The organism is Novosphingobium sp. (genome assembly GCF_041905565.1).
Taxonomy (GTDB): domain Bacteria; phylum Pseudomonadota; class Alphaproteobacteria; order Sphingomonadales; family Sphingomonadaceae; genus Novosphingobium.
Genome location: NZ_JAYRKX010000009.1, coordinates 60470 through 74560, shown reverse-complemented (window position 1 = coordinate 74560; position 14091 = coordinate 60470). Strand labels below are relative to the sequence as shown.

General features: G+C 63.2%; 8 protein-coding genes. 2 read left to right on the top strand and 6 right to left on the bottom strand.

The window, feature by feature from the left end; all coding sequences use genetic code 11:
* The first annotated feature begins 175 nt into the window (after positions 1-175).
* Positions 176-2941, top strand: coding sequence for a TonB-dependent receptor domain-containing protein (locus ACE3N9_RS09180; protein ID WP_374283082.1), 2766 nt, complete (start codon positions 176-178; stop codon positions 2939-2941).
* Between the two features lie 85 nt (positions 2942-3026).
* Positions 3027-5258, top strand: coding sequence for a glycoside hydrolase family 3 C-terminal domain-containing protein (locus ACE3N9_RS09175; protein WP_374283080.1), 2232 nt, complete (start codon positions 3027-3029; stop codon positions 5256-5258).
* A gap of 396 nt (positions 5259-5654) precedes the next feature.
* Here ACE3N9_RS09175 and ACE3N9_RS09170 read toward each other — a convergent pair whose 3' ends face one another.
* The 6 genes from ACE3N9_RS09170 to ACE3N9_RS09145 form a co-directional block, all read right to left on the bottom strand.
* On the bottom strand, positions 5655-7400 hold the full coding sequence (locus ACE3N9_RS09170) for a sulfatase (RefSeq protein WP_374283077.1): 1746 nt from the start codon (positions 7398-7400) through the stop codon (positions 5655-5657).
* Positions 7397-8035: a maleylacetoacetate isomerase gene (gene maiA, locus ACE3N9_RS09165; RefSeq protein WP_374283076.1), complete on the bottom strand. Its 639-nt coding sequence runs from the start codon at positions 8033-8035 to the stop codon at positions 7397-7399. The genes ACE3N9_RS09170 and maiA overlap by 4 nt, the downstream gene beginning before the upstream one ends.
* Complete coding sequence (locus tag ACE3N9_RS09160; protein WP_374283074.1) at positions 8028-8726, bottom strand: fumarylacetoacetate hydrolase family protein; 699 nt, start codon at positions 8724-8726, stop codon at positions 8028-8030. The genes maiA and ACE3N9_RS09160 overlap by 8 nt, the downstream gene beginning before the upstream one ends.
* A complete protein-coding gene (gene gtdA / locus ACE3N9_RS09155; RefSeq protein WP_374283072.1) occupies positions 8723-9775 on the bottom strand; it encodes a gentisate 1,2-dioxygenase in 1053 nt (350 codons plus the stop codon). The genes ACE3N9_RS09160 and gtdA overlap by 4 nt, the downstream gene beginning before the upstream one ends.
* Positions 9769-11463: a glycoside hydrolase family 3 protein gene (locus ACE3N9_RS09150; RefSeq protein ID WP_374283070.1), complete on the bottom strand. Its 1695-nt coding sequence runs from the start codon at positions 11461-11463 to the stop codon at positions 9769-9771. The genes gtdA and ACE3N9_RS09150 overlap by 7 nt, the downstream gene beginning before the upstream one ends.
* Positions 11464-11562: 99 nt before the next feature.
* Positions 11563-13956 carry a TonB-dependent receptor gene (locus ACE3N9_RS09145; protein ID WP_374283067.1) on the bottom strand — a complete coding sequence of 798 codons (2394 nt, stop codon included), beginning with the start codon at positions 13954-13956 and terminating at the stop codon, positions 11563-11565.
* Positions 13957-14091 lie beyond the last annotated feature (135 nt).

Sequence of the window (14091 nt, the reverse complement as noted above, 5' to 3'; positions counted from 1 at the left end):
ACGAATAGATCAATCAGTAGATTATATTTCTCCTGATTGGTCATTGCTGGCAATTTCGCCCTGGAAGTTTGGCGCATGATGGCGTGAAAGCCCGCCCTGCTGCCGTTACGACAAATGGGAGGGATTCAGGATGTTGCGCCGTTCAGATCGATGGAATTCGGTTCCGACACGCTCGATGGTCAGTGCCTTTGGACTCGCCGCGGCGGTGATGACGGCGAGCGCAGCCAGCGCCCAGGACGTGGCGGCGGATGAACCCACCGATGAGACGCCGATCGTCGTCACCGGCACTTACCTGGGCGGGGTCCGCCAGGAAGACCGCGCGTCTCCTGTCCTGACCGTCGATGCGGCGACGATCGATCGCACCGGGGTATCGTCGCTCGGCGATCTCACCCGCTACATCCCCCAGAATGTCGGTAGCGCCGGCGGCATGCAGGATTTGGCCAAAGGTGGCGCAGATACCCGCGACACCCGCTCGGTTAACCTGCGCGGGCTGGGGGCCGGATCGACGCTGGTGCTGCTCAACGGCCGTCGCGTTACGCCGCAGGCCGGCGACGATTTCGTCAACCTCAATGCGCTGACCCCGGATATCGCGATCGGGCGCGTCGAGACCGTTCTGGATGGCGCCTCGTCCACTTACGGTGCCGATGCCGTAGCCGGCGTTTTCAACGTCATCACCAATACCCGGTTCGACGGGATCAGGATGTCGGCGCAGTACACCGGGATCGACAAGTCGAGCTCGTGGAACGTGCAGGCGATGGTCGGGCTGGGCAATGACACGATCCATTCGGTCACCGCGGTCTCCTATCGCTATACCGACAACCTCCAGAACGGTGACCGCGCGATCACCAACTTCTTCAACCCGTCAGGCGCGGGCTTCCCGGGCCGCTATACGTTGATCGGGCGGCCGCAGACTTCCACCGGCGGCAACGTGGTTATCAATGGCAACGACTACACGGCGCTGTTCGATGCCCGCGCGGTCGGCGGACGGCTGACCGTGGTCGATCCCAACTGCGGTGCGGCAGGCACCGAGAGCCAATACATCCCCACCGCCGGGGCGACCTTCGGGGTCGGAAACTGCGCCTACAACTTCCAGCCCAAGAACCCGATCCGGCCGCAGTCGCAGAGCCTGAACATTCACAACGACACCACAATCGAGTTGGGCGGGGCGCATGAGCTCTTCGTCGAGCTGGGTTACTACCATCAGGATTCCAAGCGCTACGGCGTACCCTCCTATGCCCAGAACGCCGGCAACGCGACCATGCCGGTCAGCAACCCCTACAACCCGTTCGGCGTGCCGGTGCTGTTCCTTGGCCGCGCGATCGGCGCGCAGGGCTTCCCCGGCGGCTACGACTACCGCGTGATGCGCGATACGGTCGACAACCAGCACTACGTGCTCGGCGCGCGCGGCGATCTCGCCGGCAGCTGGAAGTACACTGCCAATGTCTCCTATTCCGCCTCGCACACGATCGCGCGGGACAAGGACACCGACATGAACCTGTTCCAGGCCGCGCTGAACGGCTTTGGCGGGCCGAACTGCAACTACCTGTTCAACGGGGCTGGCGGCGGCGCGGTGGCCGGGACCGGCAGCTGCCTCTACTACAGCCCGCTTCAGGCCAATCTCAGCCAGATGAACCCCTCGCTGATCCACAACCTACAGACAGACGTCTATTTCGACTTCAAGCGTGAATACTACCTCGCCGAAGCGGTGGTGAACGGCACCCTGGCGACGATCAACGGCCACGACCTCGCGGTTGCTTTCGGCGGCCAGTACCGGCGCGAGAATTCGAGCGCGCAGTATTCCGACCTGCTGCTCAGCGGCTTCGGCGGATTTCTCGGCAAGCGGCTCAACACTACCTTCCGCCGGAACGTGAAGAGCGGCTTCGTCGAGGCCAATTACGAGGTGATCGACGGGCTCAACGTCAACGCCGCGGCGCGCTATGAAGATTACGGCGGGTTTAACACCACTACCCCCAAGCTGGCCGTCAACTGGCGGATCGTGCCTGAGGTCAGTCTGCGCGGTTCGATCAGCCGGGCGTTCCAAGCGCCGACCATCTCCAACGGATCGAACAGCCTGATCCAGACCGGCGTGGGCAATGTCACCGATCCGACCAAGATCCCGCCAGACACCACTTTCCGCACCATCCAGACCTTCGGAAACCCCAACCTCAAGCCGCAGACCGCCAACGTCTTCAACGTTGGCGCGACCTTCCTGCCGGTGCCGGGGGCGCGCTTCTCGGTCGATTACTGGAGCTACAAGTACAAGAACCAGATCCAGCTGCAGAGTGCCCAAGCCGTCGTCAATGCGAGCCCCAACGGCCCTGCGGTGATCCGCGATTCGAGCGGCAACATCCAGGCCGTGCAAGTCACCTCGTTCAACGCACCGAGCGGTACCCAGACATCGGGTATCGACATTGGCGCCGCCTACACCTTCGATGCCGGGGAGCTGGAAGTGGGGCTGCGCAGCAATGCCACCTATCTGCTCAAGTACGACATCGACATCGGCTCGACCACGCCGGGCGCGCCGTCGATCGTCTACAACGGGGTGGGCTACCGCAATCAGTTCGTGCAGTCGCCGCTGTCCTCCGCCGCCGCTCCGCGCTGGCGCGCGGTTTCGGGGGTCGACCTGACCTATGGCCGCCACACCCTGTCGACCACCTGGCGCTACACCTCGGGCGTGATCGACGATCAGGGCATCAGCCTCAACACCAGTGGCACGGGTTCGATCATCCCGGCCTCGGCTACTGCCAAGATCAGGCCGTTCTCGGTATTCGACGTGCAGTACGTGATCAAGTTCGGCGAGGACGATCGCTATGACCTCGCCGTGGGCATGATCAACGCCTTCGACAAGGCCCCCGGCTTCGCCCGGTTCAACGGCTACCTGCCAAGTCTCGCCGATCCATTCGGTCGGCAGATCTACGCTCGCGTGCAGGCCAGGTTCTAGGTTCGGTTACCCCGATTACGGGTAGCGCCGATTCGCTGCCTCGCCATCGCGGTGGGGCAGCGAACTTGCGTTTTGCAGTTGGAGGATGGTTGTGAAGGGATTCAACATTTTGCGCGGCGGAGCCGTGCTTTCGTCGGCAATCGCCCTGTCCGTGGCGGGAGCGCACGCGCAGGCCCAGACGGCCGCGACCGGATCGGTGGATGCTGAGCGCCGCGCGGCTGAAACGGTCAGGCAGATGACCCCGGCGGAGAAGGTTATCCTCACCCACGGCATCCTCGCCCTGCCGCTCTTCCCCGGCGCGCCGCCGATGCCGGCTGATGCGGTGCCGGGGGCAGGCTATGTGCCCGGAATCCCCCGCCTTGGCATCCCGCCGCTGCGCGAGACCGATGCCAGTCTAGGCGTTGCCTATGCCGCCGGAATGCGCAAGGACAACGCCACGGCCCTTCCGTCAGGATTGGCGATGGCCTCGAGCTGGAACCCCGAATTGATCGAACAGGGCGGGCGGATGATCGGCGGCGAGGCCCGCGCCAAGGGCTACAACGTGATGCTGGCCGGGGGCGTCAATCTGATGCGAGATCCGCGAGGCGGCCGCAACTTCGAGTATCTGGGCGAGGATCCGCTGCTCGCGGGCACGCTGGTTGGCCATGCCATCCGTGGCATCCAGTCCAACCGGATCATCGCCACGATCAAGCATTTCGCACTTAACGGGCAGGAGACCGGCCGCCACTTCGCCGACGCCCGGATCAGCGAGGCCAACGCGCAGGAAAGCGATTTGCTCGCCTTCAAGATCGGGATCGAGATCGGCAATCCCGGCTCGGTGATGTGCGCCTACAACCCGGTCAACGGCGCGCCGTCCTGCGCCAACGACTGGCTGCTCAACCGCGTGCTCAAGCGCGACTGGGGCTACCATGGCTTCGTCATGTCGGACTGGGGCGCCGTGCCCAACCTGCAAGCGGCGATGAACGGGCTCGACCAGCAATCGGGCGAGCAGCTCGATACCGAAGTGTTTTTCGGCGACAAGCTCGCCGCTGCCGCCGCCGGGGACAGCGCCTGGTCGGCGCGGCTCAACGACATGAACAAGCGCATCCTCACTGCGATCTATGCCAATGGGCTCGATCGCGATCCCGCGCGGCCGGGCGGCGCGATCGACTATGCCGCCAATGCCAGGGTCGCCGAGGAAGTGGCGCGGCAAGGCATCGTCCTGCTGCGCAACCAGGGCGACATCCTGCCGCTCGCCCGCACGGCGCAGAACATTCTGGTGATCGGCGGGCTGGCAACCAACGGGGTCATGTCGGGCGCGGGATCGAGCCAGGTGATCGGCGAAGGCGGCCCCGCCGTCTCGATCCCGCTTGGCGGCACCGGGCCCTTCGCCAGCTTCACCAACATCACCTACCATCCCTCGTCACCTTTCGCGGCGATCCAGGCCATGGCCCCGCAGGCGAGGCTGCGCTTCCGCAATGGCCGCTCGGTAAGCGAAGCGCGGACCGAGGCGGCCAAGGCCGACCTCGTTATCGTCTTCGCCAACCAGTGGTCGGGCGAGGGCTTCGATCAGGCCGATCTGGCCCTGCCCGACGGACAGGACGCGCTGATCGACGCGGTCGCCAGTGCCAATCCGAAGACGGTCGTGGTGCTCCAGACCGGCGGGCCGATCCTGATGCCCTGGCTCGACAAGACCGCCGCAGTTATCGAGGCGTGGTATCCCGGCATTCGCGGCGGCCCGGCGATCGCCTCAGTGCTGTTTGGAGAGACCAATCCAGCCGGCAAGCTGCCGATCACCTTCCCCGCCAGCGAAGCGCAGCTGCCGCGCCCGAAGGTGGACGGTTTCGACCGACTCGAGCCCGACTTCATCGGCCGCGCCCCGCCCGGTGCAGCGCCACTGACGGTCAACTACGACATCGAAGGTTCGGACCTTGGCTACCGCTGGAATACGCGGTCGGGCCACAAGGCGCTGTTCCCGTTCGGCCACGGCCTCAGCTACACCACCTTCGAATATGGCGACCTCAAGCTAAAGGGCCTGACCGCGACCTTCACCGTACGCAACACCGGCAAGCGCGAGGGATCGACCGTCGCGCAGCTCTACCTGACGCGCACGCCGGGCGGCGCTCAACAACGCCTCGCCGGCTTTCAGCGCCTTTCGCTTGATCCGGGCGAAAGTCGTACCGTTTCTGTCAAACTCGAACCAAGAATCGTCGCGGATTTTGCCGAGAATGAATGGGTCATCCAACGGGGGAACTATGGTTTTGCGTTGGGGTCGAGCGCGGAGGAGTTGGCACAATCGGCAAACGTCAAATTGCCGGCCCGGCGATGGAAGCAGTGATGGGTGTCCTGCTTGCCTAGGCTGTAGACTTATTCGCTGCCTTAACCGTCGTTCCCGCTGTATGGTGCGGTTGGGAACGCAGCGATCAACCAAGTGCATCCAGGTGGCAAAAAAGAGGGCGAATCCGAAAAAGCTCGATTGCGGATCCAGCCAGCCCTTCAGATCCGAGGGCAATCGACGGATCGGGTTGGTCGAACTATGCGGTCAACCCCGTGCGGCGCAGATCCGTCGCGCCGGTGTTCGGCGGGCCACGGCGCATAAACGCGCTTGAGTTCGGGTTCAGATAGGCGTTCGCCTGCTGCGCGCAAACCGGCCGCGATCTCGCCGATTCGCGCGCCCTGGGCACCGCCCCACCCTTCACGCCAGTTGCCGTGGCGAAACTTCGAATAACGGAGTTCACTTGCCCCTTGCGTTCTTTTTGATGTCCTCGCGCAACGGGATCGAGGGGTTGAGCGGCCGCCCGGCATCGTGCGCTTTCTGCTTGGCGGGTGAGTCCGGCAGGATGTCATCGAACCGGTCAGGCATGTCAGGGCCGACCAGCCATTCATCCGGGAAAGGCGCCGCGCCAGTGCCGGTGCGGTTGCGGCGGACCGAGCCGATCGACTGGCGCTTGCCATAAGGGATGACGTGTTTGCCATCGCGATTGGCCAGCTGGGCGTAAAGCGCGTTCCTCAGCTCGATCTTGGCGTCAAGATAGGCCGGATCACCCACCAGGTTGTGCATCTCGTCCGGATCTTTCGCCAGGTCGTAGAGCTCGTCGGTATCATAGACCCCATAATACTGGATGTATTTGAGGTCGCCGCGACGGATGGCAAAGGTGCCCGGCGTCATCGGGAAATTGTACTCCCAATAGTATTCATAGACGAAGTCCTGCGGTTCCCAGCTGGCCTCCGCCACCTTGCCGTCCCACAGGCCGAGCGCACTCTTGCCTTCGAACTGAGGCGGCGGGGGGATCCCGGCAGCATCGAGAAAGGTCGGCGCGAAATCGAGATTGCGGATCTGGCCCTTGTTGACCGCACCGGCAGGAACGGTGCCCGGCTCCCACACCAGCAGCGGCACCTTGACCGATGCCTCATAGGCGTTGCGCTTGTCGATCAGGCCGTGCTCGCCGATCTGGTAGCCGTTGTCGCTGGTGAAGACGACCAGCGTATCCTTCTCGAGCTTGTGCTTCTTCAGATAGGCAAAGAGTCGGCCCAGACTGTCATCCACACCCGATAGGGTCGAGTAGTAATAGCGCAGGTACTCTCCCATCGGCATGTCGGAATTGTAAAAGAAATCGATGCCGTGCCAGGTGTTGCGCTGGTCATAGACCCAGCGCGGCTTGCCCTTGTAGTTTTCCAGCGTGTTGGCGGCGCTGGCGGGTAACGGGAAGGTCACGTTGTCATACTGGTGAGCATAGCGCGGCGGCGGTAGCGGGTCGGAATGGACCGCCTTGTGGCTCAGATAGAGGAAAAAGGGCTTTCTAGAGTCTCGCTCATTCTCCAACCAGCTCACGGCATAGTCGGTAAGCTCGTCAGTAATGTAGCCCTTCTGCGGCACGGCCCGGCCATCGACGTTGAGCTTGTTTACCGCCCCTGCGGCCTTGGCGGCGTCCGGTATGCCGGTGGTCGGGAAATAGGCTCCCTGCCCTCTGAAGCTCACCCATTTGTCGAAGCCTGGGCGCGGGGCGTCGGTATCATCACCCATGTGCCACTTGCCGAAGAAGGCGGTCTGATATCCGGCCTTCTGAAGGTAGCTCGGAAAAAAGGTAAGCCCGGCTTCGGTGGAATGGTTATTGTCGACCACGCCGTGGTTGCGCGCGGTCATTCCGGTCAGGATGGTCGCGCGGCTAGGGCTGCAAAGCGCCGATGTGACCATGGCGTTGGGATAATAGGTTCCCTCGCGCGCCATGCGATCGATGTGCGGCGTGCGGATGCGCGGCTGGAGAAAGCCCATCCCGTCATAGCGCAGGTCATCCACCAGAACGAAGATGATATTGCGTGGACGCTGGGACTGCGCGTTCGCCGGCCGCCCCGCTTCCTTGGCGGCAAGCGGGGCCTGGCCAGAAAGCAGTGCCAGCCCCGAAAGGGCTACGAGCAGCGACTTGCGCAGTGCACGACGGGAAATCTTCATCTGCGACCTCGTGTCGTTGGAATTGTTCATTCCGCGTCCGGCTGCAATTCCGGCCGGGTCTCGGCAAAAGCAGGGTGGGCGAGACAGGCTTCCTCGATCGCCTCGATCCGCGGATAATCGATCCGCGCACCGAAGCGGCGGGCATTGGCGAGCTGCGGGACAAGGCAGATGTCAGCCAGCGTGATTGCTTCGCCGAAGCAATATGGGCCGGCATAATCCGCCAGAAGGTGCGCACAGGCGGCGAGCCCGTCCTCGATCGTATCACGCGCCCAGACGTTGACTGTATCCTCGTCCAGGCCTGCCGCGCGCAGGCGGCCCAGCACGCGCAGGTTCTGCAGCGGATGCACGTCGCAGGCGATTGCGAGCGACAGGGCGCGGACCTTGGCACGGTCCAGCGGCACAGGAGGGAGTAGTTGCGGCCGCGGCGCGATCTCGTCCAGGTATTCGCAAATCGCCAGGCTTTGGGTCAGAACCACTCCGTCCACCTCGAGCGCCGGGACAAGACCCTGCGGATTGAGCGCGAGGAACGAATCCGAAGTCTGCTCGCCCTTGCGCAAGTGGTGCGCGAGACTCTGGTAGTCGAGCCCCTTCAGATGCAGCGCAATCCGCACCCGCCAACTCGCGCTGGAGCGGAAATAGGTATGAAGTCGAATGCCGTCAGGCATTGGCCGGCGAGCCGATCGTGACCCGCGTATCGCTTAGACCTGCGACCGAAACCGTGATCTTGTCTCCCGATGCCACAGCGCCCACGCCAGCCGGGGTTCCCGTGTAGATCAGGTCACCTGCTTCCAGCCGGTAGGCCTGCGAGATATGAGCGATAATATCCTCGACCGGCCAGAGCAGCTCGGCAAGATCTGCATCCTGGCGCACTTCGCCATTGACGGTAAGGCGGATCGAGCCGCTCGAAAGGTGGCCGACTTCGCTCACCGGATGGATCAGGCCAAGCGGTGAAGCCTGTTCGAAGTTCTTGCCGGCGCTCCATGGGCGGCCCTTGTCGCGAGCTTCGAATTGCAGGTCGCGGCGGGTCATATCGAGGCCGGTAGCATAGCCATAGACGTACTCAAGCGCGGCCTCGCGGGGGATGTTGCGCCCACCCTTGCCGATTGCGACGACCATTTCGGCCTCGAATTGGTAGTTCTGGGTCAGCGGCGGATAGGCGATAGTGGAACCCGTCGGCACGACCGTTTCGGCCCACTTGGTGAAGTAGAACGGCGGCTCGCGGTCGGGGTCCTTGCCCATTTCGCGGGCATGAGCGGCATAGTTGCGGCCGATGCAGAAGAGCCGCCGCACGGGAAACTCATGGCCGTCGCTGGTCGGCGCGAGTACGGGCGGCAGAGGATTGAAAAGCAGGGTCAAAGATTGCGCTCCTGGTACAGTTCCAGCTTGATTTGCGATGCCTTGTCCGAATAGGCGAAGAGTACGAGTTGGCGCGACGCACGCAAGACCGCCTTCGTCCATGAAGGAACGACCACCATGTCGCGCTCGCCCAGCCGCATGGTTTCGCCGTTGAGTTCGATCTCGCCCTCGCCCTCGACGACAACGAACACGCTACCGTCGGTGCTCTGCCGCGGGCGGGTTTCAAATCCGGCAGGAAGGAGCCGGACATGCGCGGAAATTGTCGCCAGCACTTGCCCGCCATCGGCCGGGTTGAGGAATTCGAGCGCATGGCCGAAGTGCGGATCTATTTCGGCTGAACGGGCCATGGCTTCGAGTGCCGGACGCCATTCGGCATGGCGGTAATGGAACAGCGGTCGCTCCGCTGGGCGACGGTCCGCGACGTGGCCGCGCATCGGGCGCAGGTTGTGACCATAGCGCGCCAGCGTATCGCCCGGCGGGACGGTTTCAGGATGGGCGGGCAGTTCGAGCCGCTCGGCGAACTGCGCGTCGAACAGGCGCACGGTCGGAATATCGAGCCCATCGAGCCAGATCATTGGCTTGTCGGTCGGGTTGCCATGATCGTGCCACTGCCCCGCAGGAGTAAGCACCAGGTCGAACGGCTCCATCACCGCCTTCTCGCCATCGAGCGCGGTATAGGCGCCGCTTCCTTCCATGACGAAGCGGAGCGCGTTCTGGGTGTGGCGATGGCACGGTGCGACCTCGCCCGGCAGGATCAGTTGCAGGCCGGCATAGAGGCTGGGCGTGATCGCCGCCTGTCCGGGCAGGCCGGGGTTCTCCATGATCAGCACGCGGCGTTCGGCCTGTTCGGCCGAGATCAGGTCGCCCGCGCGCATCAAATACTTGCGCGCATCGCCATAGGTCCAGCGCCAAGGCTTTGCGGGTGATGAGGGCTCGGTCAGCACCAGCGCGTGAAGCTGCTCCCACAGCGGTAACAGGCTGTGCGGGGACATGGCATCGTATAGCTCGGCGAGCTGCGCCGCCTGATCGTTGGGCTGCACGCTCACCATCGCAGCTGCTCCGTGCCGCAGAACGGATCGACCGGACTGTTGCCAGTGAACGGGGCCTCGCCCACCAGCCGACGCACGACTTCTTCCTGCACGGCCGGAATGCCGCAATAGGCATTGACGGCAGTGGACATGTGCGGCGCATCAAACAGGTAATAGGGCTGCCCGAAAGACAGCAGCGCTGTCGGTATTTCACGCGGAAACTGGGTCATGCCCTTGCGCGAGCCGCCATGCAGTTCTGCAAAGTCGAGGAATATGCGTGAGGCACTGGGGGTTGCTTCCTGTCCGACCAGGTAGAGCACAAGGTCGGTGTCCTCGGGCCGCGGCATGGCCTCGGGATCGTACAGCCTGACTTCGAACCCGCGTTTTTGCATGGCGGCGATGAAGGGTTCGAAACCACGCTCGATCGCGCCGTCCCAGAAGCTGAACCCTTGTTCCGCAATCACCACGACGCGTTGGTGGCGCTGCGGATCGAGCGGCAGAAGATTTTCTGTGTCCTTGACCAGCGTGACGCTGCGACCAGCCGCTTCCTGCGCCGTGGCTTGGTGCGCCGCGCTGCGAAGGCGATCTCCAAGCTCTTCGAGCGGCAGGATGCGTTCGTCAGGTTTGCGCAGGTGCAAACCCAGCTTCGCCTTGAGCGTGAGGATACGCTCCACCGCGTCCTGCAGGCGCTGCTCAGATAGAAGACCGGTACGCAGGCCCTGCAGCATGAATTGGAAATCCTGGACGGGATTGCGGCTGAACAGGAACATGTCGCAGCCGCTTTCAATGACAGTGGGCACGGCGCGGCTGCGCTCCATCCAGCCGGTCATGCCGCCCATACCGGTGGCGTCCGAAACGATCAGGCCATCGAAACCCAGTTCCCCGCGCAGCAGATCCAGGTTGAGTTCGCGGGAGAGCGCTGCGGGGGCAAAGGCATCACGCCCGGCTTCGGGGTGAAGGCTGCGGATATAGGCCGGCAGGGCAATGTGCGCCGACATCACCGTCATCACGCCGCCATCGATCAGATCCTTGTACAGCGTCCCGAATGTCTCGTGCCAGCGCTCCATGCCAAGCGGATTGACCGAAGTGACGAGGTGCTGGTCGCGCTCGTCGAAGCCGTCGCCCGGCCAATGCTTGGCGCAGGCAGCCACACCCTCTTCCTGCAGGACGCGGACATAGGTGCGCGCCTGTTCGGCAATGCGCGCCTGATCGCTGCCAAAAGATCGGGTACCGACTATGGCGCTGCGGAACTCGGCGTTTATGTCTACCACCGGGCCGAACGACCAGTCATAACCAAGGGCGCGGCTTTCGCGGGCAACGAGGCGCACGACGTCTGCGGTAAGGGCAAGGTCGTCCATCGCCGCGATGCCCATCAGGTTGGGCACGGCGGTGGCAAAGGGATAGCTGATCATCCCGCCTTCGATGTCGCCGCTGAAGATAGGCGGCACTTTCGACCCCTCTATCGCGGCCATTGTGGCGGCGCGGAAGGCGGCCAGGTCGGTTGTGGGGAAGCGGTTGATGCCACCCGGTTGAAGAGCAAGCAGCTCCTTCACCTCATCGCGCGAATCGAGCGAAGTCGACAGGTTGAACACTTGCCCGACCGCTTCCTCGGTCGATAGCGAAGCCATCGTGCGCGCCACCCAATCGCGCGCCGATTGATCGAGAGCGAGAGGTCCGATGCTGGCAGGCTGGCTGGTCACGGTCAACATTTCCGCTGGTACCTGTCGATCAAGGTTCCCAATTCCGGGTCCGACTGATCATGCTGCCGCTGCAGCCAGTCGGACCCGGTCGGGAGGAGGCTCGTAGGATCAGAACTTGAACCCAAGGGTCGCGCCGAAGTAGCGGCTCGAATCCTTGTTGTAGGTCCCGACAAGGTCAAAGGGCGAAGCTGCCGTTGCCATCAGCGAGTTGTGGCCGATGCTCGTCAGGTAGTTCACGTTGAACAGGTTCTTGACGAACACGGTCAGGCTGTAACGGTCGTCGGCGGTGGAAATGCCGACGCTGGCATCGACCAGGGTGTAGGCCTGCTGCACGGTCAGCGGATCGTTCTCTGAAGTAAAGACCTGCGCGCTGGTGAAGTTGACGCCGAACTGGGCAAAGGCGTTCACGCTGTCACCGCGATAGTCGTAGCGCGGCGCGACCGAAATGCGCCAGTCGGGGCTTGCCTGCAGCGGACGGTTGCGCAGGTTCTGCTGGGGCGTCGCGCCAGCGGCCGTGCGGTAGCAGACGTTGACCGGCGTGCCGGTCATCACCGGGGCGGCCGCCTGCAGCTGAAGCGGACAGTTGAGGCCATCGATATTGATGCGCGACACGGCATAGGTAACCGCCGCATTGACCGAGAGGGCATCGGACGGGCGCATGGTCGCCTCGATTTCGAAGCCGCGGGTGCGCGAGGTGCCGGCATTGGTAGTCACGAACTGGATCACACCGGTCGCCGGGTCGGAACGGTTGGCCTGAACTTGCAGATCCGAATAGTCCGACTGGAACAGCGCGATCGCGCCGCTCAGCGTGCCATCAGCGGTGCGGCCCTTGAAGCCCACTTCATAGGCGTTGACGTGTTCGGGCTGGACAGCCTTCTGGTTGGCAAGGTCAGCCGATATTTCCATCTCGTAGCCGAGGCCCTTGTAGCCGCGAGTATAGGTCGCATAGACCTGCGCATTGCGGCTGAATTCGTACTGCAGGCCGGCCTTTCCGGTGATCGCGGTATCGCTGGCGCTGAAGGTGCCGCTGACCGGCGGGTTCGCCGGGAACACATTGTCGCCAGCCACGATCGGCGCGGTGCGGGTGCCGCTGTTGGTGCCCTTTTCGTACTGGACGCGAATGCCGCCAATTGCGCGCAGGCCGCCAACGATGCGGTAATCGACCTGACCAAAGGCCGCGATGCTTTCCTGCTTGAGTTGGATACGGCTTTGTGACGACTGCCACACGACATTGGCCGTGGCGCAGGGCTGGCCGATCGTGCCGGCTGTGCAGCGTGCGCGACGGCGATCGAACGGGCGAATGATGTCGCTGTTCATATAGAACGCGCCGAACACATAGTTCAGATCATCTTTGCCGCTGTTGGCGATGCGCAGTTCCTGGCTGAATGCCTCAAGATCGACGATACCATGGTTCTGGTTCCAGAATGTGTACGGCGCCACGGCCGCCGTGCCGAGGAAGATCGGCGAGGTAGAATTAATGCGATCGATCGGCTGGTTCACCTCGAGGTCAAACTTCTGGTAGGCTGTGATCGAGGTCAGGGTAGCGGCGCCAAGGTCAAGGTTGGCCTGCAGCGAATAGGTCTGCGACTTCGAGTTGGCGTAGGTGTCGGTATCCTCGTTGATCGTGCGGTTTTCCCGCGTGGCGACGATCGGTCCGGCCAAAGTCTGCAACAGCGGGTTGGCGATGCGGATCAGTGTCGAGGCGCAGCAATCGGAGTCGTTCTTCTTGTACTCTCCCGAAAGGAGCAAGGTGAGATTCTCGGTCGCGTCCCACTCGAGCTTTCCGCGAATGCCCCAGCCCTTTGATCCATTGACCCAGCGGTTGGTGCCGATGTTGCGGGTGTGCCCCTGCACATCGCTGTAATAGCCTGAAACGCGGGCACGTACAGTGTCGCTCAGCGGGCCCGAAACGGTCGCCTTGGCGCGATATTCATTGTGCTCGGCAATGGTCACGTCGCCGCGCGCCTGGAATTCGTCGCTTGGGCGTGCGGTGGTGACACTGATCACGCCCGCCGAGGCGTTCTTGCCGAACAGCGTGCCCTGGGGACCGCGCAGCACTTCGATCCGCTCGATGTCGGCGAGTTCGGAAAAGCCTTGCGCCGAACGCACAGCGACCACCCCGTCGACCACGACCGAGACCGACGATTCGTTACCTTGGCCGAACAGCGCCGTGCCGATGCCGCGAATGCGGAAGCTGGTGTTGGTCGGGTTGGCGCCCTGCTGGTAGGACAGCGACGGGATCGCCGCGACCAGCGAGTTCGTATCGTTGATCTGGCGGTTGCTCAGGCTCTCACCAGACACGGCGGTCACGGCAAGCGGAACGTCCTGAAGGCGTTCGGCGCGCTTTTGCGCGGTGACGACGATTTCGCCCGGAATTTCCTCGGCCGCTTCTTCGGTCGCAGCATCGGTCGCTGCCTCGGCAACCTGTGCCATCGCGGGAGCAACAGAGGCGAACTGGAGTGCCACGATCGACGAGGCAAGAATGTAAGCAGAGAACCGCATGGCCATTTCCCCTTCCCATGATCTCCGCCACCTCCGTGACGGTTCGTTGTGTTTAGCGCTAAATCACATCACGCGGTCGTGTCAACCGATTTTTGTTTAGCGCTACATTTTGATTGATGTGCCTCCCAACCGGCG

Excerpts from the sequence above, each read along its gene's own strand:
- ACE3N9_RS09180 (WP_374283082.1), top strand. The coding sequence starts at position 176 with ATGGTCAGTGCCTTTGGACTCGCCGCGGCGGTGATGACGGCGAGCGCA.
- ACE3N9_RS09175 (WP_374283080.1), top strand. The coding sequence starts at position 3,027 with ATGGTTGTGAAGGGATTCAACATTTTGCGCGGCGGAGCCGTGCTTTCG.
- ACE3N9_RS09170 (WP_374283077.1), bottom strand. The coding sequence starts at position 7,400 with ATGAACAATTCCAACGACACGAGGTCGCAGATGAAGATTTCCCGTCGT.
- maiA (WP_374283076.1), bottom strand. The coding sequence starts at position 8,035 with ATGCCTGACGGCATTCGACTTCATACCTATTTCCGCTCCAGCGCGAGT.
- gtdA (WP_374283072.1), bottom strand. The coding sequence starts at position 9,775 with ATGGTGAGCGTGCAGCCCAACGATCAGGCGGCGCAGCTCGCCGAGCTA.
- ACE3N9_RS09150 (WP_374283070.1), bottom strand. The coding sequence starts at position 11,463 with ATGTTGACCGTGACCAGCCAGCCTGCCAGCATCGGACCTCTCGCTCTC.
- ACE3N9_RS09145 (WP_374283067.1), bottom strand. The coding sequence starts at position 13,956 with ATGCGGTTCTCTGCTTACATTCTTGCCTCGTCGATCGTGGCACTCCAG.